Below are 23492 nucleotides of genomic sequence, written 5' to 3'. Positions count from 1 at the left end.
TCGTGTATTGTAAATCTAAGTCATTTCAACTTATGCTATTATATTAAAAAATGGGTTAAATTTTATGCAAAAAAGTTTTTTGCTTATTTTTATTTTTTTATTTAGTCATTTTAGATCTTTTTCTCAAAATACCCAACAGGATAAAGTTCAGACTGTAGATGGCATAGCCTTGGAAGGGATGGTGAAGGCACTAGGTAGCTCAGCACCTATTCCAGATGCCCTTGTTATAGATTTGGGCAATAAAGAAAATAATACGCAGACAAATAAAAAAGGATATTTTTCTTTTAAGGTAACAAAAAGCTCTAAAGGGATTTTGATTCGTGCTGATAATTATCAAGATTTAAATATTAATATTGAAAATGGAAAATTAACTCTGAGTTCGCCCTTTTCAATGGAACCTTCTGCAGATTATAATACCTATGGGATTATCCGTGCAAAACAAAAAGATGAAATTTCACAAAATTCTTTTCAGCAAGAAGAATTATCCCATTTGCCAGGTACAGGTGGTGATGCCGTCAAAGCATTGCAAACACTGCCATCGGTGTTACCCGCAAATGTAGGAAGTGCTGATGTCGTTGTGCGCGGAGGATTGCCTGGAGATAATTCCTATTTTTATGACGATTTGCTTCTACCCATTATTTTTCACTTTGGGGGTGCAGAAACAATTATCCCTCCTCGGATGATTGAGTCTATGGATTTTTATCCCGGTGCTTTTAGTGCGAGGTATTCTGATACCATTGGAGGCGTCATTCAATTAAGAAGTCCGGGAAATATTCCTTCTAGATTTTCCGGTGAATTTGAACTGGGATTAGTTCAATCAGGAGTTTATTTAGAGGGAAATGCTTTTTCTAGTCATGAGAATAATGCTAAATTAACAGATGCTTCTACCTCTACCGAGGTAAATACAACTCATAATAATAACGTAACAAATACAACTCATAATACTGTAGCTAATGAAAAAGAAAATGATGGTATCGGTTATCGGGTTGGATTTCGCCGCACTTATTTAGAATTATACAAGCCATTAATTCAGAAGTTATCTAATAATACAAGTGTTTTTACAGTGCCCCAAGCAACAGACTATCAAATTATTTTAAATGGAAATCACTCTAATGGCACTTGGCAAGCGTATTTATTAGGGGCTGTTGATAGCGCTTCATTATCAGCTCCTATTGGAAATAGCACCACGTCTTCAGGTCAAAATTCGTTTAGCTTTTATAATGCTATGGAATTGACAGGATTGCGTTATAGTCTAAATTTAAGCAATGGATATGGACTTCGTTTCGTTGTTGAACAACGTTACTTTATATGGCAACAAAATATATTAGGAGATGTTGTTGATGCGAAAAGCCAATTATATGGTATAGGTGTTATATTAGATAAAAAAGTAAACGAAGATTTGTCTTTTTCTGTAGGTGTGAGACCAAAATATGCCTATGATCAAGTAGGTTTTAATGTTGTGCAATATCCCAGTGGCGATCCCACTGTTTACTTTGATCCCGAATTGGCACCGCGTACCAATGACACGATTAAGGCATCAAAATATTATGCTGATTCTTTTATAGATATTAGTTATTCTCCTATTAAAAGTATAAAAATAAATCCCGGTATAAATGTTTTAAAAGGTCCCACTTCGACACAACAAGCCCTTGATCCTCGCATTGGTGTTCGTTTCGATTTTATGAAGGGGCAGACTTTAAAATTTGCTTGGGGTTATTATAGTCAACAACCAGCTGTGCAATTTACTATTCCTGTTTATGGTAATCCTAATTTAGAGCTAGAACGCAGTCAGCAATATGTATTAGGTCACGAATCTAAATTTTTAGAAAATTACAGCACAGATACTCAACTTTGGTATAAGACAAGTCAAAATTTAACAGGACCCGCTGTGAGTAATGCAAATAACAAATATGAGAATTCCATTCAGTCACGTGCACGAGGAGTGGAAGTTTTTATTAAGAAAAAAGCTTCTGATTTTTGGTTTGGTTGGGTCAGTTATGGTTACAGTATTGCGGAGCAAAGAGATCCGGGAAGTGGTATTTGGCGTTATTCGGCCTATGACAGAAGGCATTCCTTAAATATCGTTTACGGACAAAAAATCACCGGCCGCTGGAATGTAGGAACGCGCATTCAATATATTTCAGGATCTCCTTACAGTTCTGTCCCTGGTGGTACATATAATCAAAATACAGGTGCCTATGAACCAACAGCCGATGGCAATACTTATTTGATAAATAAAAATGATGCTCGCAATCCCTATTATATGGAAGTGGACTTTAGAACGGAATATGATTTTTATTTTTCCGATTGGAAGCTCACCACATATTTGGATATTTTAAATTTATTTAATAGAAGTAACGTTGCTTATACGACTTACAATCGAGATTATTCAAATACTGTTCAGGTTTATGGACTGCCTCTAATTCCTTCATTAGGGGTTATTGCAAAGTTTTAAATTCCTTTTTTTATTAAGGATGGTTATGTTTAATTTTAATATGAATAAGAATTTTTTGATACGCTCTTTGTTATTTATGGTATTTATAAATGGTTGTAGCGGAGCAGATAATAATTATTATCAAATTAACAAAGTGAGAGTGGTGGCGTCATTAGTTCAATCGGCAAATGTATTTTCTGGAACAGCATCACAACAATTTCCTATTAGAATTAATAATAGTGGATGCACCTCTGCACAGCAATTAAATATTGTTGTTATTTCTCCAACAAATGAAACTCCTTCTCTCACAATGAATAATATTATCTTATTTGCTTTAGGTAACAATTATTTGAGTGGGGGAGGAGGAGCACGTGGTGTTGCCGCAGGGACAACGGGGATAAGTTATACTCCTTCAACTTTTTTGCAACCTGCCGCTGTAAATCCAATAACGGCAGTCCAAACAACACCTTTTCGAATTACTGTCTTTAGATATGATGTGCAATGCATTGTAACAACAACAAATTTAATTAATAACTACATGGCAGGAGTTAGCGACTTCCCTGGCTTTCAAATGAATTATACGGTGTCTAGCGCAATTTCTAGCGATCAAGGTGAATATTCCTTTTATTTTTTACCTGATCCGACTGACTCATGGTGGTCTACTTCTAATACTCCTTCTTATATTTCTTCATCAAAATGGAGCCAAGTGCAAAAAGGCCTTGCTGTTACAAATAATCCTATACAAATTACGAGTGTGACTCCTTCATCAAGCACCATTTCGGGACGCTTTCAATCCACTATTACTGCAAATTTAAATTCACCTTCCATTCCTTCTCCTCGTGATTCTACAAATCCTATTTATGCCTATGGGCAACGTGTGCAATGGTACGTCAGTAGTGGAAATTTGAATTTAGATACGGCAAGCTCGACAACTTGGAATCCGAGTGTGTCCTCTGGGACAACGGTAGGAGGATTTGTTGTTGTCCGTGATTTATTGGGTGGTGTGGATTTTAAAATCTTAGGCCCTTTTACAGCACAATAATAAATGTTTTCTTAAAAATTATGACTTGTGAAAGCAAGATGCATTGAAAACAATCATTGAGGTGTTTGAAAAATGATTCAAAATTCTTTTTTTTCTACAGAGCAATTTAGGCATGTGTTTGATGTCGTTTCTATTGAAAATGCGTTGGTAGATCTTCTTGTCCGCGCGAATGATTCCGATTTAAAATCTTTTGGAATGACTAAAGGTGTAATGCAGCTTGTGGATGAAGAAACACAAAAAAATGTGCTTAGAAATCTTGGCAATGCCAAACCAGAGGTGGAATTAGGAGGCAGTGCATCCAATGCCATTCGAGGATTAGCTGTATTAGGAGCTAAAACAAGCTATAGCAGTACGGTTGGAAATGACGAATATGGTAAAGCTTTTGCGCAAAGAATGACCGAATTAGGCATTACCAATAGACTTTCTACAGTAGAAGGTGTGCATACGGGAACTTGCTTAGTTGTTGTTACGCCCGATGGGGAAAGAACTTTAAACACCTATCTTGGAGCTTGTCGCAGTTATCGGCCTAGTTTCGTTCCTTTTGATGATATTGTGCAATCAAAAATCTTTTTTTCAACAGGCTATATGCTTGATACTCAAGATCAAATCGATGCTCTTGATGCAGCTTTTAAGCATGCTCTACAAAATGATGTGAAAATTGCGTTTGATGTCGCTGATCCCTTTGTTATCAAGCGTCATGGTCAAAGAACCATGCTTAAATTGTTAGAAAAAACTCATTTGGTCTTTTTGAATGCTGAGGAAGCCCGCATTTTACTTGAAATGTCCCCTGAACAGGCTGCTTTGGAACTAGCTAAAACAATTGAGCTTGTTGTTGTGAAGGACGGAGAAAAGGGAGCATATATTGCCCATGATGAAAATGTGATATTTATACCTGCAAAAAAAATAGAAGTTGCCGATACTACAGGAGCGGGGGATATGTTTGCAGGAGGATTCATGTTTGGCCTCTGTAGGGGTCTAACCTATGAACAGTGCGGACAAATAGCTACTCTTTTGGCTTCTGATACGGTTTCCTATATGGGAGTAAGGCTATCCTCAAATATCCGTTCGCAAGTAGAAGCTATTATAAGATAATAGCGAAATCCTAAATGGAGACTTTGCAGCGTGAAGACAAAGTTTTACATTAAAAAATACCTAAAATTGTTCCATATAGGTCTTGTTCTATTTTGTATTTATCCTAATAGAGTTATTCCACAGCAACAAACTCCGGTACAAAATGCGGATTATCAGCAAATATTTCCAAGTCAAATTATGCCAGCTCCCATTCAACAAAAAACAGATATTCAAATCCCTAAAATGAATACAGAAGCGAAACCTTCGTTTATTTCAGCAATACCATCCGCATTTATTAGTTTAGGTGCTTTTATGCCCACCTACGCCATGGTGGTGGAAAAAAATTTACATCGTTTGAGCGTTTTTAAGGTTGTGGCCAGTGGAAATTATGCTTTAGTAAAAACATATCATGCGATTACAGGGAAAGAACAAGGTGATAAAAAGTTTAGAGGTGATAATAGAACTCCGGAAGGAATTTACTTTATCGTAGGGCGAAAAGAAGGTTCTTTTTTAACGCAGATTTGGGGAAATTCCGCACGCAAATACGGTCCCCGTGCCTTTGTTTTAGATTATCCTAATATTTTTGACAAAAGACAAAGGAAAACCGGTTCAGGGATATGGATTCATGGTGTTGATACCAATGATCGCATGCAAAGACCTTTTGATACAGAAGGTTGTGTGGCTTTAAAAAATGAAGATGTTCTTGATATCACTCAATATGTTTATGAGTTCCAAACACCTGTGGTCATTGTTGATGAGATGAAACTCGTAAGTCATGAATCTGTGAAAAAGGAAAAAGCGCGCGTTATCGATATGATCGAATCCTGGCGTACAAGTTGGGAAGACTCTCAATTTGAGACTTATTTGAGCTTTTATTCCGCAAACTTCCAATCTTTGGGCAAAGACAAAGATGGTTGGCTGGAAATGAAATCCCGTTTAGCAAAAATGCGCAAAGGGGATATTCGTGTGAGTATCAGTGAACCTAAAATCCTCGCCTTTAGAAATCAATTATTAGTTGAATTTTTTCAGAGATATTCCTCTCCAGATAAGGATGATTTTGGTAGAAAATTTTTATATTTACGCAAAGAAGGTGATGATTATAAAATTATCGCTGAAAAATGGTATGGTGTGCGTCGGGGCGCTTCCGAGCTTGCCGTGATTAATGATCCGGTAAAAAAAAGAAATGAATAAAGTATTCCTTCCTTTATAAAATCTTTTCTCAATAAAAATTACTTTTATTTCTTATAAATAAATTGAGTAGCTTGTATAAGTCTACATGATATGCAAAATTAATTTGTTTTATGAAAGGCACAGATATTAGGGATTGTCTTCTTATCAAATTTGCTTGTATCGTCCTTTCTAAGCAGGTTATACTCGCTTAATTATTATATAATGTTCACAACCCCCAATGAGGAAGTGTCGCGCATGACTATAAATTCTCCCTCTCCTGTGAAGCGTCGAAAAGTTTTTCTTTACGCTGCTTCCGTAGTGGCACCAGGTGCCTCCAATTTGGATGAATTTCTAACTGTAGTTGAAAAAGGGGAATCCGCTCTTTCTTTAAAGAAATCTCTATCTAATGTATTTTTAGCTGGTATTCCTAAATTTGATTTTTCTAAATATAAACAATGGCTTGAAAGTCGTCATGATTTTAAGCGCTATTCGCTGTTAAATGAAAAAAGTGGTGATTTGGTTAAATATGCTGTGGGTACTCTCATTGATGCTGTTGAATCCCGACCGGGGCTCGAAAAAGTGATTAAAACTTTAGATCCGCGGCTCACAATTCAATATGCAAATGGCTTAGCTGATATTCCTACTATCAGCATGGCGGCACGCGAAAGTGATGCGGGGTTCTTTCAATGGAATTCATTTTGGGCTCACCCTTCACGTAATAAAGCATGTGCTGAATATTTGGAAAAAATAACGACCGATCCTTTAGCGCCTGCTAATCCAAATCAATTTCCTGTAGATTCTCATGAAAGATTTGAGGCTCTTAAAAAATGGAATGCCTTTTGGACTGAAAAGTCTGAGTTGTATCATGAATATCTCAAGGAATTAAAAGCAATTGAAACACAACCTGTTGTGGGTTTGGATATTGAAGCTGCCAAATTAGCCTTAATCCGTTCAAAAACGAAGGCGCGCAAATTATTATCTGAAAAATATAAGTGTCCCCAGGCACCGTGGGAATGTGTTTCTCCTAATTTACTCTGGAATGTTCCCAATGTAGCGGCAGCACAAGCTTCTATGCTTCTCAATTTACACGGAACTTCTACAGGTTTTGCAGGTGCTTGTGCATCATTTGGAACATTAATTGACAATGCTTTGCTAGAAATTCAAAGTGGCCGCACCGATTTGGCCATCATTGGTGCCACCGATGCCAACCCTTCTAACGAATTGATTTCTGCATTTTATAATGGCCGTTTGGCTGTTTTGGGCGATTCCCATGGTGTGCCTTTCTGTGATTTAAGAGGAACGCACATTTCAGGAGGGGCTTGCACTTGGATTATAGCAGCAGAAGATGCCATGCAAGCCTTTGGCATTGAGCCTTTGTCTGTGGAAATTTTAGGGGCGGGCGTGAGCAGTGACGCCGAGCATATTATCACTCCTTCAAAAGAGGGCCCTAAGCTTGCTATTAAGCGGGCCTTTGAAAATGCAGGGGTGAGTCCTTCACAAATTCGTCTTTGGGATATGCATGCGACCGGAACGCCCGGAGATTGGAATGAGTTCACTTTAATTGAAGATTATGTTCCTAAGTCTGCCTATATTTCTGCTCGTAAAGGAATATTTGGTCATGGGATGTCCGTTGGTGGGGGTTGGGAATTGACAGCGCAACTTTTGGGGACAAAAAAATTAGATAATTTAAAATACAATTTGTTACCTTCAGGTATTTTGCCTCACAAAGTCAATCTCAAAATATCAAACTTAGGACGCAATTTATTATTAGATAAATGTATTGAAATTCCCGCTTCTGAAGAAGGGTTAATTTGTGGAAAATTGAGTTTAGGTTTAGGCGGTACAACAAGTTGTGTTATTGCCAGAGTTATTTAGTAAATAATATTTTTGCCACTGATCTGTCTTATTTTGAATTATTGTTAACCTTGATTTAATCATTTTGTAATAATAAGATTTTTTTTCATTTAAAATTTTTATAATTAAAAAAATAATATTTTTTCTCATTTTTTATTTAAAAAGTCTTTAATATATTTGAGTAATTAGTGTAAATATATTTTATAATTAGTGTTATTTTTTGAAGTATAATTAAAAATATCTAAAAATAATTTTGTCAATCTTTTGAAGAAAAACTCATTTATTTTTAAAAATAATCGAATAATAAAAATAGAAAAAGGAGAAAACTTATTTTTATGATAAAAAAAATATCTCTGATAATTAAGTGTATATTGTGTTTTGTGTTTTTATTAAATAGTTTATACGTCTATTCAATTGAACCTGACATTAAAGTAATAAAAATTGCTTATTATAAAGATTTTCCTCCATTATCTTTTATTGAAAATGATGTAACTATTGGAGTATTTATTGATATTTCAGAATTAGTGTTAGGAAAAATGATGGGTTATAAAGTTATTCAAGAAGCTTTTCCTTGGGAAAGAGCTCAGGATTATGTTAGACGGGGAGAGTTTGATGCTCACTTAACAGTATCCACTAAAGAAAGAGAGAAATATCTTTTATTCCAAAAAAATATTACTTATGAAGGTCCAATTGTTATGGCTTATTCTAAATATAACTCAAAAATAAAAGAAATTGAAAATATTAAAAAAATTTCAGATTTCGAGAATTTTAATTTAATGGACTATATTGGTAATGGTTGGGGTAAAGAGTATTTGTTTAATAAAAAAAGCATGGTAAATAATGTGTATTTTTCACCAAATTTGATAAACGCTTTAAAAATGATAAACGCTAATAGAGCTGATATTATTCCAGGAATTCTTGCTTATAATGCTCAGTATATCATAAAACATGAAAATTTAAATAATATTAAAATTAAAGAAATTAATCTAGGAAAATCATTTAAAAATATTTTTAAATTATGCATAAGAAAAAATTTTCCAAACGCAAAAAAAATTCTAAAAAAATACGATGAAAAATATAAAATAGCTTTAAAAAATGGTGATATAAGTAAAATTTTATCGAAAAAAAAATACACTTTTAATAATTAACAAAGCTAAACCCCCATTGTTTTTGGGGTTACTAATTTACTGAATTAAAAAAATATAATTCAATCAGCAATAGGAAGAGTTACTGTAAAAGTTGTCAGTTCGGGAGTGCTTTTAAATGTAATTATTCCATGATGCTGATCAATTATTCTTTTAGAAATACTGAGCCCTATTCCCGTTCCATGTCCCACTGGTTTTGTAGTGAAAAAAGGTTCAAGAACTCTATCTTTTATAGCCGCAGGAATTTCTTCACCATTATTCGAAATATCAATAATAATATTTTTTTGATTACGCGATAAATTAACAGATATTTTTCTTTCAATATCATTAGGATATAAAATTAAAGCATCTATAGCATTAAGTAGAATATTTAGAAAAACCTGTGAAATTTCTGTTGATGAACATAAGATTTCAATTTTATCTAAGTGATTCATTTGAAAATCAATTTTAATTTCATAGGAATTAAATTTATCATTTAAAGTACTGAGAACGCTTGAGATTAAATCAGCAATTTTTGAATGCGTTTGTGGTAATGTATTATTTTGTTTTGCTAAAGCACGCATCATTTTTATGAGTTTTGAAATACGCTCGACCATGGTTTCAATTTTTTGAATCGATTTTAATTGAGTTTCAGTTTCTTCTTTACTTCCTTCTTCCTGGAGATTTTTTTTAATGAGTTGGGAATTTCCTAATATAATTGATAAGGGATTATTAATTTCATGGGCAATTTGTCCCGCCATTTCTCCCAGATAGGATAATCGATTAGAATGGAAAAGAGCTTGTTGGTGATCAACTAATCTTTTTTCGGATAACTTCCAATTTGTTACGTTCTTTGAAATGATCAAATGTACATTTTCTCCAAATGTCATTTTAATAGGAACACGAATATTTTCAAACCAAGTTGCATTACCTGAAGGATCGGTGGTGAGTTCAATATCAGAAACTTCTTTTTCCAAATTCTCATTTCGAGACTCATGTCCTGGTAGCCACAATTCTTTTTCTTCAATAAGATGATTTAATTTTTCTACATTATAAGGTTCCGGTAGTGATGCAAATGCATAAACTGCTTTATTTGCAAATAAATAATGTCCTTTGAGATTTGTAATGGCAATTAAATTGGGATCGTGATCGAATATGATTTTCATGAGTCCGGTGTGAAGTAAAAAATCTTCAGGAGAAAATTGACTGAGTTCTTCGCAGCAAAAAGCAATTTGTTCTAATTCTTTAATATAAGTGATTTTCCAGCGGGTACGTGATAGCAATTCGGGAAAACATGTAAGCTCAAGGAGCTGTGATTCTCGAGAGTTTTTTTCTATAAGACTGTCAATTGTTTCCTTAGTTTTAAGTGATTCACTTTGAACCAATAAAGAATATAAAATTTTATTTTCTGTTAAGTTATATTTTTTGGCAATAAAATTTGCAGATGTTATTTTTCCCTGTTTATCAATTAAAAACAAAGCATCTTTAGAGGTATTAAAAAAAAACGAATAATCCATATATGAGAGTCTTCCTATGTACATCAATTATTGTTAATTTATGATGCGATTAATTTAAGAAAACCCTCATGTATTTTTCTATGTAATATTAAAGATTCCACTTTAAAACAGGGTCATTTTTATTTGGAATCCATGTTTCTTTAGGTCCCACAATTGTAATAACAGGAGGATTTTCACTCAATAAGGATTTTAACACGCTACTGACCATTTCAGGCGTAACCGCATTGACACGTTCTGTAAAACGTAAAAAATTATCGAATTCAAGACCATAGACATCGCTCATAGCCAATTGCGAAGCCTGATAGCTATGATGCTGTGATTCAATACTTTGCGATCCTAGAACAGTTTGTTGGGCTCTTTTTACTTCATCTAATGTAGGTAGTTCTTGAGCAAGTTGTTCAATATGTGATTTGAGACCTTCTATGGCTTCTCGTGACTTGTGAGCCGCAGTGGCAATATAGGCCGTAAACACTCCTGCTAAAACATTCGGTGATTGTGAGGCACTCACAGCATAGGCCAATGACTTTTTGTCGCGTAAATCGAGAAAGAGTCTTCCCCCTTGGCCTGCAAGAATTGTGGCTCCTATTTCAAGGGCTGTGCGACGAGGATCGGAAATGGGATAAGAACGGAAAGACACTGTGATATGAGCTTGTTCTCTTTGCAATTCATGAAAGCCCACGAGTTCATCGTGCTCTGTGGGGAAGGGCGGTGTACTTTGTTTGGGGTGTTCCTTTTTTTCATAAAAGGAATCGAAAAAGGTTTTAAATTCTGTTTCAATTAAGTTTACAAATGATCTTAAATCGAAATCTCCCGCAATGGAAAAAACAAATTCCTGAGCATTAAAAAGATCAGACCAGTTTTTATGAATATCTTCTTTTACAATGTTACTTAAAGACTGTTCTGTACCAATTCCTGAGAAAGAATAACGATGACTAGGAAATAATAAAGGGTGTGATATTTTAGCAAGAACAGCATTAGGACTGTCTTTCTGTGCAATAATCACTTCAATTGTTTCTTTATGAGTACGTGTCCATTCGGAATATGAAAATTCAGGTCTAAAAAGACAATCTAACAACATTTGAGCTGTTCTTAAACTATTTTCACTTATGGAATCAAAACGCATTCCAAAAAGATCTCGCGATGCAAAAGCGCTAATGCTGGAAGCATTATCTTCAAGTTCTTCAATGAATTTGCGATAATTTTGTCGCTGTGTGCCACGTGTCAGCATGCTTGCCATGAGTCCACTGGTTCCATTTTTGTCAGATGGTTCGGACATCATGCCGCCTTGAAGTAACAACATCCCACTTGTGACAGGCAGTCTTTTTGATAATCTGTAATTAATTTTTAAAACTTTGCCAAAAGGAAGAGCTATTTTAATTTGTTTTACATCAGGATTCGTTTCAGATGATTTTTTTTGATAGAACGCTAACCAGTCTTCTTTCAAATAATTTGGTTTGTTACTTTGTCGTAAGCTTAACTCCAAGGGCTCTTTATTGGGATGAATCATATTTGCACTATGAAGAACAGCATTAATGAAATCTTTTTCAGTAATTTCAGGCAAGGCTTCATTTGCTAATGTAACAGATATGTGAAAATTTCCTTGCTCAAGTTGTGTCATCACTTTTTGAGCAGTGGCTCTGATTTGTTCTGGCGTTACTTTTGAAACTGATTGCATATATAAGTTTTCAAATTCCATTTTTTGGGATGTTTGTAAACTTAAACCAGCACAACGAGAAATACCATCCATACTTTCACGCGAATAAATGCGTTGTGCTTTAAGAGTATTTAACACCCTTGTCAGTTCTTCACGAGTGGGGGGGACTTCAGAGAGTCTCCGAATTTCTTGGACAATAATTTTTAGGGCATGCAGGGAATTGTGTGCCATACCAAAAAAACCAATCCCAAGCATGCCACAAGGATATTTGGGGGTGTAACAAGAACAATCAATGCTTGTGACAATTTGCATTTCATCGCGCAAAATACGATTTAACCGAGAAGTATCAATTTCGCCCAAAATAGAAGCAAAAACATCCCAGATAGGCATGTCGTGATCTTCTAATGCTGGAGCCTGCGTGGCCAATTGCACGCGTATTTCTTGCCAAGATCCACGCTCTATTAAAGCTTTAGGCTCGTATTTTTCTTTTTTTACAGAAAGCGCAGGGCGCTCTCTTAGGGGTAAGGTCTGTGGTAAAAAATCTTCTGAAAGTTTTGTAAGGTGCTCAAGCATTTCTTGAGAATTAAAGTCACCGGATGCAATAAAAATCATATTGTTCGGAATGTACCATTTTTTATAAAAATGATAGATATCGTCACGCTTAAAATTTTGCACAACTTCCTCAAATCCAATTACCGGATTTGCCATGCGTGTTCCCTCATAAAAGAGAGCAAACAAATTGTGCGATACCACAGCGTTGGGATTATCGCGATAGCGTTTTATTTCTTCAATAATAACTTCTAGTTCTCGCGTTAACTCCTCTTTATCTAAGGTGCTATTTTGCACCACATCCAGAAGTAATTCAGAGCCTTTTAAAGCAAATGTGCTTGGAGCTGTTAAGTGGTAATTGGTATGGTCAAATGTGGTATAAGCATTTATATCCCCACCTTCAAATTCCACCGTCGATGCAATTTGACCTGTGAGAGGATATTTTTTTGTTCCCTTAAACAGCATGTGTTCCAACACATGCGCCATGCCGCCTTCTTTTTTTTCCTGATCCTCTTCATCCAGAGAGCCTGTTTTAACAAGGATTTGAATGGAAACCACAGGAGCAAAATCAGAAGGATGTAAGTATACTTCCATTCCGTTGGACAGATAGCGATGTATAATGGGATTTTTTTTATTGAACATTATCCTATTGCTCTTTCATTGTTTTTAAAAAATCAATTGCGAGACGTACTCTTCTTTGAACAATATCTTTACCTAAAACTTCAATACATTCAAATAAGGGAGGTGTTTCTTTACTTCCTGTTACGGCAACACGCATAGGCATAAAAACATCTTTTGGTTTTAATCCTTTTTCCGCAAGATATTCATTAAATATATTGTGAATCTCAGTATGATTCCAATTTTCACAGATATCAAGTTTAAGCACCAAATCATTTAAATAGCCTGCTATTTCAGCAGCGGTGCGCCCTTTAGGAACCAAAGGAGCATTGGCATAATTTAAGTCGCCTTGAAAAAAGAAGGCTGTGTTGTCAATAAAATCTTCAAATTTTTCAACGCGCTCTTTAATAAGTGGGATGATTTTTAATAAATATTCATCGTTAAATACAATGTCTTTTAGGCAGGTAAGCCATTTGTCATTGCTTTCTATTTTTAAATATTGTCCGTTTAACCAGGAAAGTTTTTTGAGATCAAATACCGGACCGCCTAGAGTCATGCGATCCCAAGTAAAGCCTTCGATCATGTCTTGTGTGCTAAATTTTTCGACATTATCTCCAAAATTCCAGCCCATTAAGGCAAGGAAATTACGCAATGTTTCTGGTAAAATTCCCTTACGGCGGTAATAATTTATGGAAGTCGGATTCTTCCGTTTCGATATTTTTGATTTATCTGCATTACGTAACAAGGGCAAATGACAAAAATCTGGTTTTTCCCAGCCAAACATTTCATAAAGCATGATGTGTTTTGGTGTTGAGGATATCCACTCCTCGCCACGAATAACATGGGTTATTTTCATCAAATGATCGTCAACAACAACGGCTAAATGATAAGTAGGAAAGCCATCTGTTTTTAATAAAACTTGATCGTCAATACCATCGTTTTCAAATTCAATATTACCACGCAGGGTATCTTTAAACGTTGTTTTGCCTACGGTCGGCATTTTCATGCGAATGACGTAAGGAATATTTTCTGCAATTTTTTTATCCACATCTTCTTTAGGTAAGTCACGACAAAGTCGATCATAACCTGGAGGAAGTTTTTGTGCTTGTTGCGTTTTTCTTAAAACATCGAGACGTTGTGTTGTACAAAAACAACGGTAAGCATGCCCTTTTTGAATTAAAGCTTCAGCATATTCTCTATAAATTTCTTTGCGTTCACTTTGCTTATAGGGTGCGTAGGGTCCTCCAATGTCGGGACCTTCATCCCACTGGATACCTACCCATTTTAAGGCATCGAGAATCATCGCTTCACTATCAGAACGGTATCTTTTTTGATCGGTATCTTCAATACGAATAATGAATTTACCTTTATTTTTTTTAGTAAATACATAGTTAAATAAAGCAATATATGCGGTTCCAATATGCGGGTCACCCGTGGGGCTAGGCGCAATACGAACTCGAACTTCTTTTTGGGTGTGCGGCATGGAAGGGCTCCTAAAGTGATTTAAAAGGGAATGAATCCCATGCTCTAGGCTTTACCTCATATTGTGTTCCTTTGGCAACGGGAGATATGGTTGTCTGAGTTGCAAAATAGGCCATGCGCCGTATACTGCCGGGATAGATTTTAAAGCCCTGGGTATCAGGAGAGTTTTTTATCTTTTTTAACCATGACATACGCAATAAGTTGAGCTTTCTGAACGGGACGGAAAATCTGTGGAAATGGCAACGGAATACAAAGAAAGAGGATTTTATTATCACATTTTTAAACAAGATGTTCTTAAAAAAGACGTCTGGACAGAACATGTGACTGTATTTGCGCGCAATGCGCTTGCGGCAGCTGAGTTATATGTTGAAATTCATTGTCAATATAAAGATTTCGTACATTCTATTAAGGAAATTTCATCTGAAGAATTTGATGTCATCGTAAGAGGAGAGCATAATTACGAAGGCAAATATAAACTCAAAATCAATTTTGAGATGGATCTTGAAATCCCTGCTTATTTACGTGGAATTTAAATTCAGACACAGATTTTATTTTTAACAATTCCTTCATCATTTGTTTGCAGTGATTTTAATCTGAAAGCATAACGAATAAAAAGAGCGATGTAGTATTTAGTGATTAATTTAAAAAAGAAATTTGAAATTTTTCTTTTTGTAAAAAAATGCAGGTCGACTCCATTTGTATAAAAATTATAATTGTATTTTTTAGCCATGAACTTTAAGGTTTTCAAAGAAAAAAATCCAATGTGTTGTCCATGCTCTAAAGCGTAATAATTCCACTCATGAGGTAAAGGCTTATGTTTAGGTAACAATTCTGTGCTAAATAAAAAGTGGTTGGAGTATTTTAGTATTTCTTCAATTTCTGGTATGGGATTTTCCAAATGCTCCAAAACTTCAAATGCTGTCACCAACTCATAGGTATTAAACTTTTCCCTAGCATGAAATGATTTTGCAAATAAATTCTTTGTGTATTTATCTTGCCAGTAATAATCAATACCCAGATCGCGCATGAGTCTGACAAATAAACCATAGCCTCCGGCAAAATCTAAAAATTTACTTTTATAATTTAAAAATAATCGAATTAAAGCAAATGTAATGACTGAAAATCTTGTATTTCTATTCACGAGGCCAATGTCAGAATCGGTAATGCCTTCTTCATAAGCTATTGGGAGCCAATGAGGATTGTCTACAAATACATATTCGCATTGCTCGCATAAATAGTAATTTGCTTCAAAATTTTGAACCATTATAGAAGCTTTAGCGAAAAATTTTACTGAATTTTGACATATTTTGCACTGCATGAATAAAACCCCTTAAAATTTATCATTTTTATTTTAATTATATATTATTAAATTGTCAAATTGAAAATTAGTTTTACAACTTATTTTCAAATTCTGGTTGGTGTGCTGATGTAAAAAAGCTTTGGCTTTCAAATTTTTCCTTGCCATGATTTGCAATTATTTTTTGTGCGCGATCGCTTTTTAAATAGCTCAGAAAATCAAGAGCCTCTTTTGAAGGGTTGTTTTGCAATAAGGCCACGCAGGGGTTTAAAAGGTCATCACCGCCACGAATAAAAATTTCTGTATTTTTCATTTTTTTAGCAGCATTTAACCAAGTTCCCCAGTCGGTAATGGTGTACATTTCTTCTTTGTCCGCTTTTAATAGAGCTTCCATTGGAAATGTGGAGTATTTAAAGTACCAATGGGAATTGTCTTCTTCAAAAGGTGCTTTTTGAATGAGAGTCCAAATGAGCCTTTCTTTTATATTAGTTCCCGAAAAATCGTTGCGAGATAAAAATAATTTTTTCGAATTTTGTTGTTCGCCATATTTTGCAATTTTTGCAAAAGCGGCACTGGGAGAGTCTGACCTATTTATATTTGCTTTATTTTTCTTTGGGCCTACAATTAAAAAATGATCGTAAAATATTAAAGTATAATGACTTGTGAGTCCCTCTTTCACTGATTTGTGTGCGTCAATGGGTTCGTACACCAAGGCTATGTCTACTTTTTTTCCTTTTAATAGATTTAAACTGTTTAAGGAAATATTTTGATACCAGGCTATGGCAAATTTTTTGTCGATATTTTGTGAAAGGTAATCTTCTGCCAGTGCTTTAATTATTCCTGTAGGCCCAGCACCTCCATTGCTTATTTTTATTTTGATTTCGTTTTTATGATTTCCATATATTTCGGTTGGAGACTCATTTATTTTATTGGTATTTATTGTTTGTGAATTGCTTGATATATTTAGAATAAAATTTGAGTAAAAAAGAAATAAAATAGAATTTAATTTAAATATTTTCATGATATTTTTTTCCTTATTATATTTAATATATAGATTTATACTTAAAAAATGTAAATTATGCAAGAAATTTAATTCTTTAAGTTAAAAATATTTTGGTAATCTATATTATCTGATATTTTTTTTATTTTTTAATATGTATGATATTGAAGTAACAAAAATATTATTTCATTCTATTGAATTTATTAGAGGAATGTATGAGTTTTTTGGGTCTATCCAAATTATAATGTTGGTTATAAAGAATTATTTATTAAAAATCCGAGATACTGTGCTGAAAATTTATCCAATAATAAAACCATTTTCAAAACTGAATTTCATAAAATATGCAACGATGTCAATTTAAAATTATATTATCCCTCCCTGCAGAAAATTAAAAATAAAATAAATACCTCTTCTCATTCATTTTTAGGCCATTCCATGTGTGGAATGTCTATTGTTAATAGTATAAAAGAAAATCAAAAAATAACTTCCATTAAAAGTGTTGTATTAATGGATCCTGGAAATTCTTCTGGTTTTGATAATTACCCTTTTCCTCCTCAAAATTTTCCTACTATGATCATTTGGTCTGCTTATTTTAAAGATAAATTTAAAGCTCATTTTAATTTAGGAAGTGCAAATTATGAAATGATTCTTACAAAAAATAAAGAGGATACTACTTATTCAAATCATGGTGATTTTTTTGATGCGGCGACCTTACTGGAACAGGAAGCTTATCAAATTTCTAAGGTTCAGGCATTTTTAAAAAAGCCAGAGAATGAAGCTTTAGGAAAAGGAAAGGGTTTTGAAATTTCCACTTCATTAAATCATGCTATTGAGAAATTTTTTAATCATTATGATAAAAAAATTTCTCAAAAGAATTGCAAAACTGTTCTTTTGAGAAGGATAATGTTATATTGAGATGCTACTCTAAGAAGTGAATCAATTCTGCATTTTCAATTGAGAAAAAAGCTTAATAAATCTTGAAATATATCCCTATGATTTTAAAATTAGTGAAAGTAAATGTTATTGATTGTGAGTTAATGTAAATATATTTGCATTACCTAAAATAGTTTGATCGACTCTATAACTACCAGTAAAATCTTGAATTCCAACTCTAAAAGTTGGGTAAAATATATTTGTAGCGTTTGGTTTAAATACATCCAATTGATTAATGGTCATACCAATTGCTTCATCACCGCTTCTGGCTGTAAATGTTAAAGTCATATTAAAAAAAGCTGCTGCTGTTGTTGAATTAACATTTTCATTTCTTTTTAAATAATTTGAGCTATCAATAGTGACACCATTAAAATTAACACCCGGATTTGCTCCATTATACCAGTCAGCAGGATTATTTACAGACGAAGTAATATAGACTTTATATCCCGTTTGATTATTAATTTGCAATACTGTAGGTTTGGGACTTGCTAAAGGTATTTGGTAATATTCAGGTATAGTGATGGTTTCTATTTGATTGTTATCAACATTATAAACTTGTGGCGGCAAATCAAACATATATGCTCCTATAATTTATATTGCGTTAGGGATCTAAATAAATATAGGCTGATTTTTTTAAAATAGTATGTCAAAAAAATAATTAGAGTCAAATATTTGTATAGGAAAGCAGTTGGATTTTTAAAAATCTATTTTCCAAATGAGAGCTTAAATGATAAACGTGTTCAAACCATTTTAAATTTTAATGGCGACGATCAACATGTGGAGCTGGGCGGGGAGCATATAAATAGCGATCAACTCTTTGCCCTTAATTTGTGTAAAGAGTTGAATATTGAACTCGTAGGGGATAGAATATTTCTAAAGATATTTATTTTGCGCAAAATGAAATGAAAAGCAACGCAGAAATATTTAAGGAAGCTCAAAAATTAGGAAATATTAATAAAAACATATTAGACAAATTCAAAGTTGATAATGAAATAATATGGCCCGATTATCAAACAAACCAAGAGGCCTTGAAAGAGCTTGATAACATATCGGGCACAGAATATTTGGAACAATATGCCAGAGACGTGGAACCTTGGTTTATTGAAATTCTGAATAAAGCATATAGTACACTCATGGGCCCCGATATGAGCGAAATCAGTTCCATTGTATTTTTGCAAACATTTCCAACTGATTTTAGCAGTGAAGAAACATTTACAATTTATGAATCATTAGATGAAAAGTATTATATTAAAGGAGGAAATATAAAATTAATTGAAACTTTAAAAGAAAAAATACCTCATAAAATTAAATTGAATATAGGACATAAATTAATAAGAATTTCCGATAGAATAACTTATTTTTTACTTACTTTTATAACTCCTTTTGGAAAAAAAGAAGTCAAAGCAAAAAAAGTTGTCATGGCAATTCCACTTGGAGCTTTAAGACGCATTGATGGTTTTGATAAATTAAATTTAAATCCTATTAAAATGAAAAATATAAATCAATTTGGTTTTGGTACAAATGGAAAACTAATATTGAATTTTAACAATCGTTTTTGGTTAAATAATACTTCAGAAAGATTTGCAGCAAATGAACTTGGGGGTTGTTTTTGGGATTCTACGCTTGAGCAAGATGGGAAAAGTGGTGCTTTGAACACTTGGTTTGGTGGTCACTTTGGAAAAAAAGTGGATAAGGATCTTATTCAAAAAACCTTAGAATTTTATAATAAAGTATGGCCAGAATCACAGCAATATTACACTAATTAATTTGTCGAAAAATATTGGATACACGATAAATACACCCACGGATCTTATAGCTGTCCTTTGGTGGGACAAATGACTACTCTATTTGGAAATTTTAATTTACCCGAGTTAAACAATCGATTGTTTTTTATTGGAGAACATACGAGCTATAATCATTATGGTTATATTGAAGGTGCGGTTGAAACCGCAATAAATACAGCTAAAAATTATTTTAATTGAAAAATTTTACAATCCCTTGAAATGTTCTCACTTCTGTTTCAACGGTTCTTTGACCCTTACTAGCTCTTGAAAAAGGTTTTTCTATGTGTTGAAAATCACCAGATATTTTATAAGTATATTCAAAATTTTCTACGACTTCAAAACATTTATTTTTGGCATTTTTTCCAAATAAATCTTGGCACATATTGCTAGGTGAGAGCCCTTTTATTTCCTCATTTTCCAATATCTGAGGCGACACAGCATAATTGTAGTTGAAAAAACTTTTATGATTATTCATTGAGTCTTCAGATATATCAAAATATATAATATCTCCTTGTTGAAATTCACTGTTATTTCTTTCTGGATAAACTTGATATGCTAATTGCGAATCGTTAATACGTTCCTGAGCTTCTTCCATTGATTTGATAAGCTTTGTTTTACAGCTTGTTAGAGTAAAAAATGTAATCAAACCATTAAGGGAAACTGAAAAATTTGTAATGCTTAAATTTTTGTCAGAATAAAGAGTCTTAAATATTTTTGTTTTACTATCATAAGTTATTAATGATTTTAAATGATTCTCATCAGAACCTAAAATAATTAAATTATTTTCGCGTGGCAACATTTTTTCTATATTTTTAAAAGGAGTTTGAATTTCTATAGGAAGTTTTTCAGAATGTATTCCTGTTATTATTTACAAATTTTTTAGATATTCTTACGTAAAGACTTGATTTTATTCTTCAGCTATTTTTTTCAAAATGTGGACAATGGTGCGCGCTCCAAATGAGGTGGCACCTGTGGTGGATAAATAGCTATTATCGCGTCCTCCATAGGCCATGCTCGCAATGTCAAGGTGAATCCATTGCGATTCGGGAGGTACAAATTCCTGTAAAAAAGCGGCGGCATGCATGGTCGCAGCACCCTCTTGCCATTTGTTATTCATGTTGGTGTAGTCGGAAACTGTTCCTTTAATACTCTCTGTGGCTTCGGGTAAAATTTCGAGATGCACATACTTTTCACCAGCAAGGGCGGCAGCGTTTTTCACTAAGGGAACAAGAGACTCTTGATTCACACATAAAATAGCGGCCATGTTGCTTGCAATTTGACTTGAGCCCCCTGTAAGCGTGGCTAAATCGATGATCATTTTAGGAGCAAAAGAAGCTGAGTAGGCAATGACATCGGCGAGAATAAGGCGTCCTTCGGCATCGGTATTGTAGACATCGACTAACTTTCCATTCCAAGCTTTGTAGACATCACTTGGTCTTTGCGCGTAATCACCAATACTATTTTCAACGCAGGCGAGCATACAGATAATACGTAACGGCATTTCTTCTTTAGCAGCAATATAAGCTGCGGAAAAAATATTAGCAGCACCACACATGTCATATTTCATTTCATCATGAAATTTTTTGGGTTTTATAGAATAACCACCCGTATCAAAGGTAACACCTTTACCAATGAGGACGATGGTTTCTTTGGCATCGGGAGGATTGTAGTCGAAAATGGCTAAGTAAGGGTCATAAATGCTGCCTTTTCCTACAGCAATAATCCCACCAAAACCTTGTTTTTCAAGTTCTATTTTGTCTAAAATAGTGGAACTGGTATGCTTTAGTTCTGAGAATTTTTCTTGGGTAAGTAAAGACAAATCTTTAGGGCGCAATTGATTTGAAGGCAAATCACTTAAGTAACGAGCAAAATTTAAACTTTGTCCTCTTGCCATTCCTTTTGTAATATTTTCTTTTAATTTTTCATGCACTGTTGCTGAGCCACTAATAAATAATTTAATTTCTTCAACGGAGTGTGCTTTTTTTTGTGGAAATACTTGATTTGAATAATTGTGTTCAAAAGAATATAAAGCTAACGTAACAGTTTCTGCGAATACATAGGAAATATATTCTAAATCCGAATGCTCTGTAGGATAAATTTCAACACATATTTGAGTCAAGTTTTGATCTTTAGCTTCGGATATGGTTTTTCCAATGGCTTTGCGAAAACCGCTCAGCTCCGTATTTTTTAAAGTGGAACCAGCACCAATAGCGACAATTACTTTGTTACTTTGTGAAATTAATTTTTTCTCTTGAGCTGTACCTGTAAAACCAATTTCTTTTAATCGTGCTGGAAGATCTGTTAAGCAAGGCGAATGCAGTGAATTTTCACAAATTAAAGAAAAAAGAGTATCTACTTTTTCTGGTAAAGTTTCAAATAATTCAATTGCAATTCTTGTTTTCATTTCACACTTCCTTGTGCTTGAATGTTTTTATTGAAATTTCTTCTGTTGGACACCGCAAAGTAACGTTCCGCCATTCTTGAGAGGCGTGCGAATGGCAATCCTATCAAAAAGTAAACAGATGCAGCAAGGAGGCCAATGCCAAGATAATCAAAATAGGTGGAAGCAAGCTGACCATAAATAGTGGTCAATTCAATGAGTGTGATGACAGAAACTAAAGATGAATCTTTAATAAGTGAAATAAAATCGTTTGTCACAGGGGGAATGACTACGCGCACGGCTTGGGGAATAATAATATGACGCAAAGATTCCAAGCGCGACATGCCTAAAGCGAAGGCCGCATCCATTTGGCTGGAAGGAATTGAAGTTAAACCGGCGCGGTAATTTTCTGCTTCATTGGCGGCGTAGTTAAGACCGAGTCCTATGACGGCGGCAAAAAACGGACTTAATTTAAGGCCAAGATGAGGAAGTCCATAAAAAATAATGTAAAGTTGAATTAATAAAGGCGTTCCTCTTATTATTTCAACGTAAATAAGCGCTAATTTTGAAAAAAATGGGTGTGCATATAAACGCACTAAAGCTATGAATAGACCTAAAGTAACAGCAAGAATCATAGCTAAAATAGAAATTTCTAAAGTAACTACAGCCCCCTTAGCTAATAATGGCAAAAAGCTCACATATTGCTTTACTTTATCAAGCCAGGTTTTTTCTAGACCCATGTTGCTGAGATAATCTTCATACCCATAAGGTTCTGATTTATATTCAGCTGAAACATTCCAAGTTTCAGCAGTGGTTTTATTCCAAAGACCCCATTTTTCGTGAATTTGTTGAATTTTTCCATTTTTAATGAGTTCATTTAGAGCTCTATTTACCTTTAAGCGCAGTTCTTTATCATTTTTACGAAATGCAATTCCGTATTCCATATGACCAATAGGGGATCCAACAAATTTTAATTTTGGATTATGCTTGGCATAGTATTGAGCAATGGGTTGATCGAGTAAAACCGCATCGAGTCTATCGCCTGCGGCTAAGTCAGCGTAGGCATTAACCTCTTCATCATATATTTTAACTTGTACGCCACCAACATCTTCTAAAATTTTATAGGCGAGAGATGCTGGTAAAGTCGCGACGCGTTTTCCTCTTAAATCGGCTAATTTGTTTATTTCATAGTTTTCTTTATTCACTACAATTTGTTCATGAGTTATGTAGTAGGGGTCAGAAAAACTTATGCTTTGTTTTCTTTCTTCAATAATTTCGAGACCGTCAATCACAAGGTCGTAATTGCCTGCGAGCAGTCCTGGAATAAGGCCATCCCACTGATTTTGGACAAATTCGGCTTTCATACCCAAGTGATCGGCAACAGCATGGATGATGTCGGCATCGAGACCAATGATTTGGGAAGGGTCTTTGGCATTGCGAAAGACGTAGGGAGCGCCGCTGTCCGCATCGCTGCCCCAGCGTAGGGTTTTTTGCCCTTCTTGGGCAAAGACAGGAAGAGAGTTAAAGAAACAAAATAAAGAAACAACAAAGTAACGGAGTTGTAGCATTATAAAAACACCCCC

General features: G+C 34.3%; 17 protein-coding genes and 1 pseudogene. 9 read left to right on the top strand and 9 right to left on the bottom strand.

The features are described from left to right. Positions 1–64 precede the first annotated feature (64 nt). The 6 genes from AXG55_RS07830 to AXG55_RS07805 all read left to right on the top strand — a co-directional run bounded on the left by AXG55_RS07830 (position 65) and on the right by AXG55_RS07805 (position 8719). Positions 65–2455: a TonB-dependent receptor gene (locus AXG55_RS07830; RefSeq protein ID WP_148697569.1), complete on the top strand. Its 2391-nt coding sequence runs from the start codon at positions 65–67 to the stop codon at positions 2453–2455. 25 nt (positions 2456–2480) lie between these two features. Beyond that, entirely contained in the window at positions 2481–3476 is a 996-nt protein-coding gene (locus tag AXG55_RS07825) for a hypothetical protein (protein ID WP_148697568.1), read from the top strand. Between the two features lie 72 nt (positions 3477–3548). Continuing rightward, positions 3549–4568 (top strand): adenosine kinase, encoded by a 1020-nt coding sequence (locus AXG55_RS07820; RefSeq protein ID WP_148697567.1) that lies wholly within the window; start codon positions 3549–3551, stop codon positions 4566–4568. A 30-nt stretch (positions 4569–4598) separates the two neighbouring features. Beyond that, on the top strand, positions 4599–5738 hold the full coding sequence (locus AXG55_RS07815; protein WP_148697566.1) for a L,D-transpeptidase family protein: 1140 nt from the start codon (positions 4599–4601) through the stop codon (positions 5736–5738). 234 nt (positions 5739–5972) lie between these two features. Next, positions 5973–7592: a beta-ketoacyl synthase N-terminal-like domain-containing protein gene (locus AXG55_RS07810; RefSeq protein WP_233231083.1), complete on the top strand. Its 1620-nt coding sequence runs from the start codon at positions 5973–5975 to the stop codon at positions 7590–7592. A 314-nt stretch (positions 7593–7906) separates the two neighbouring features. Further along, the gene (locus AXG55_RS07805) at positions 7907–8719 is read left to right on the top strand and encodes a substrate-binding periplasmic protein (protein WP_148697564.1); all 813 of its coding nucleotides are present in this window, start codon (positions 7907–7909) and stop codon (positions 8717–8719) included. Between the two features lie 59 nt (positions 8720–8778). Here AXG55_RS07805 and AXG55_RS07800 read toward each other — a convergent pair whose 3' ends face one another. The 3 genes from AXG55_RS07800 to gltX form a co-directional block, all read right to left on the bottom strand. Beyond that, positions 8779–10212, bottom strand: a complete 1434-nt coding sequence (locus AXG55_RS07800) for a sensor histidine kinase (protein WP_233231082.1) — start codon at positions 10210–10212, stop codon at positions 8779–8781. Between the two features lie 88 nt (positions 10213–10300). Continuing rightward, positions 10301–13057, bottom strand: coding sequence for a M16 family metallopeptidase (locus AXG55_RS07795; protein ID WP_148697562.1), 2757 nt, complete (start codon positions 13055–13057; stop codon positions 10301–10303). Between the two features lie 4 nt (positions 13058–13061). Beyond that, the gene (gene gltX, locus AXG55_RS07790) at positions 13062–14516 is read right to left on the bottom strand and encodes a glutamate--tRNA ligase (RefSeq protein ID WP_148697561.1); all 1455 of its coding nucleotides are present in this window, start codon (positions 14514–14516) and stop codon (positions 13062–13064) included. A gap of 235 nt (positions 14517–14751) precedes the next feature. Between gltX and AXG55_RS07785 the strand changes: the two genes are divergently transcribed. Continuing rightward, positions 14752–15048 carry a hypothetical protein gene (locus AXG55_RS07785; RefSeq protein ID WP_148697560.1) on the top strand — a complete coding sequence of 99 codons (297 nt, stop codon included), beginning with the start codon at positions 14752–14754 and terminating at the stop codon, positions 15046–15048. Between the two features lie 2 nt (positions 15049–15050). Here AXG55_RS07785 and AXG55_RS07780 read toward each other — a convergent pair whose 3' ends face one another. Both AXG55_RS07780 and AXG55_RS07775 read right to left on the bottom strand, forming a co-directional pair. Further along, positions 15051–15833 carry a class I SAM-dependent methyltransferase gene (locus AXG55_RS07780; protein WP_148697559.1) on the bottom strand — a complete coding sequence of 261 codons (783 nt, stop codon included), beginning with the start codon at positions 15831–15833 and terminating at the stop codon, positions 15051–15053. Between the two features lie 73 nt (positions 15834–15906). Further along, positions 15907–16833 carry a substrate-binding domain-containing protein gene (locus tag AXG55_RS07775; RefSeq protein ID WP_148697558.1) on the bottom strand — a complete coding sequence of 309 codons (927 nt, stop codon included), beginning with the start codon at positions 16831–16833 and terminating at the stop codon, positions 15907–15909. 423 nt (positions 16834–17256) lie between these two features. Between AXG55_RS07775 and AXG55_RS07770 the strand changes: the two genes are divergently transcribed. After that, positions 17257–17727 (top strand): hypothetical protein, encoded by a 471-nt coding sequence (locus AXG55_RS07770; protein ID WP_148697557.1) that lies wholly within the window; start codon positions 17257–17259, stop codon positions 17725–17727. A gap of 105 nt (positions 17728–17832) precedes the next feature. On the opposite strand, the gene AXG55_RS07765 is transcribed toward AXG55_RS07770, so the two are convergent. Beyond that, positions 17833–18321, bottom strand: a complete 489-nt coding sequence (locus tag AXG55_RS07765) for a hypothetical protein (RefSeq protein ID WP_148697556.1) — start codon at positions 18319–18321, stop codon at positions 17833–17835. Between the two features lie 326 nt (positions 18322–18647). On the opposite strand from AXG55_RS07765, the pseudogene AXG55_RS07760 reads away from it, so the two are divergent. Then, positions 18648–19727 (top strand): annotated as a pseudogene (locus AXG55_RS07760) (flavin monoamine oxidase family protein). Here AXG55_RS07760 and AXG55_RS07750 read toward each other — a convergent pair. The 3 genes from AXG55_RS07750 to AXG55_RS07740 form a co-directional block, all read right to left on the bottom strand. Next, positions 19720–20328 (bottom strand): hypothetical protein, encoded by a 609-nt coding sequence (locus AXG55_RS07750; RefSeq protein WP_148697553.1) that lies wholly within the window; start codon positions 20326–20328, stop codon positions 19720–19722. The pseudogene AXG55_RS07760 and the gene AXG55_RS07750 sit on opposite strands and share 8 nt — an antisense overlap. 108 nt (positions 20329–20436) lie before the next feature. Further along, the gene (locus AXG55_RS07745; protein ID WP_148697552.1) at positions 20437–21933 is read right to left on the bottom strand and encodes a M17 family metallopeptidase; all 1497 of its coding nucleotides are present in this window, start codon (positions 21931–21933) and stop codon (positions 20437–20439) included. Next, entirely contained in the window at positions 21930–23477 is a 1548-nt protein-coding gene (locus AXG55_RS07740) for an ABC transporter substrate-binding protein/permease (RefSeq protein WP_148697551.1), read from the bottom strand. The genes AXG55_RS07745 and AXG55_RS07740 overlap by 4 nt, the downstream gene beginning before the upstream one ends. Positions 23478–23492: the final 15 nt, after the last annotated feature.

Source organism: Silvanigrella aquatica, from assembly GCF_001907975.1.
In the GTDB taxonomy this organism is placed as follows: domain Bacteria; phylum Bdellovibrionota_B; class Oligoflexia; order Silvanigrellales; family Silvanigrellaceae; genus Silvanigrella; species Silvanigrella aquatica.
Note: the sequence above shows the minus strand (reverse complement) of the source record. Positions and strands in the feature narration are given on the sequence as shown.

Coding starts and splice junctions, on each gene's coding strand:
- AXG55_RS07830 (WP_148697569.1), top strand. CDS start 65: ATGCAAAAAAGTTTTTTGCTTATTTTTATTTTTTTATTTAGTCATTTT.
- AXG55_RS07825 (WP_148697568.1), top strand. CDS start 2,481: ATGTTTAATTTTAATATGAATAAGAATTTTTTGATACGCTCTTTGTTA.
- AXG55_RS07820 (WP_148697567.1), top strand. CDS start 3,549: ATGATTCAAAATTCTTTTTTTTCTACAGAGCAATTTAGGCATGTGTTT.
- AXG55_RS07810 (WP_233231083.1), top strand. CDS start 5,973: ATGACTATAAATTCTCCCTCTCCTGTGAAGCGTCGAAAAGTTTTTCTT.
- AXG55_RS07805 (WP_148697564.1), top strand. CDS start 7,907: ATGATAAAAAAAATATCTCTGATAATTAAGTGTATATTGTGTTTTGTG.
- AXG55_RS07800 (WP_233231082.1), bottom strand. CDS start 10,212: ATGGATTATTCGTTTTTTTTTAATACCTCTAAAGATGCTTTGTTTTTA.
- AXG55_RS07795 (WP_148697562.1), bottom strand. CDS start 13,057: ATGTTCAATAAAAAAAATCCCATTATACATCGCTATCTGTCCAACGGA.
- gltX (WP_148697561.1), bottom strand. CDS start 14,516: ATGCCGCACACCCAAAAAGAAGTTCGAGTTCGTATTGCGCCTAGCCCC.
- AXG55_RS07785 (WP_148697560.1), top strand. CDS start 14,752: ATGGCAACGGAATACAAAGAAAGAGGATTTTATTATCACATTTTTAAA.
- AXG55_RS07780 (WP_148697559.1), bottom strand. CDS start 15,833: ATGCAGTGCAAAATATGTCAAAATTCAGTAAAATTTTTCGCTAAAGCT.
- AXG55_RS07775 (WP_148697558.1), bottom strand. CDS start 16,833: ATGAAAATATTTAAATTAAATTCTATTTTATTTCTTTTTTACTCAAAT.
- AXG55_RS07770 (WP_148697557.1), top strand. CDS start 17,257: ATGTCTATTGTTAATAGTATAAAAGAAAATCAAAAAATAACTTCCATT.
- AXG55_RS07765 (WP_148697556.1), bottom strand. CDS start 18,321: ATGTTTGATTTGCCGCCACAAGTTTATAATGTTGATAACAATCAAATA.
- AXG55_RS07750 (WP_148697553.1), bottom strand. CDS start 20,328: ATGTTGCCACGCGAAAATAATTTAATTATTTTAGGTTCTGATGAGAAT.
- AXG55_RS07745 (WP_148697552.1), bottom strand. CDS start 21,933: ATGAAAACAAGAATTGCAATTGAATTATTTGAAACTTTACCAGAAAAA.
- AXG55_RS07740 (WP_148697551.1), bottom strand. CDS start 23,477: ATGCTACAACTCCGTTACTTTGTTGTTTCTTTATTTTGTTTCTTTAAC.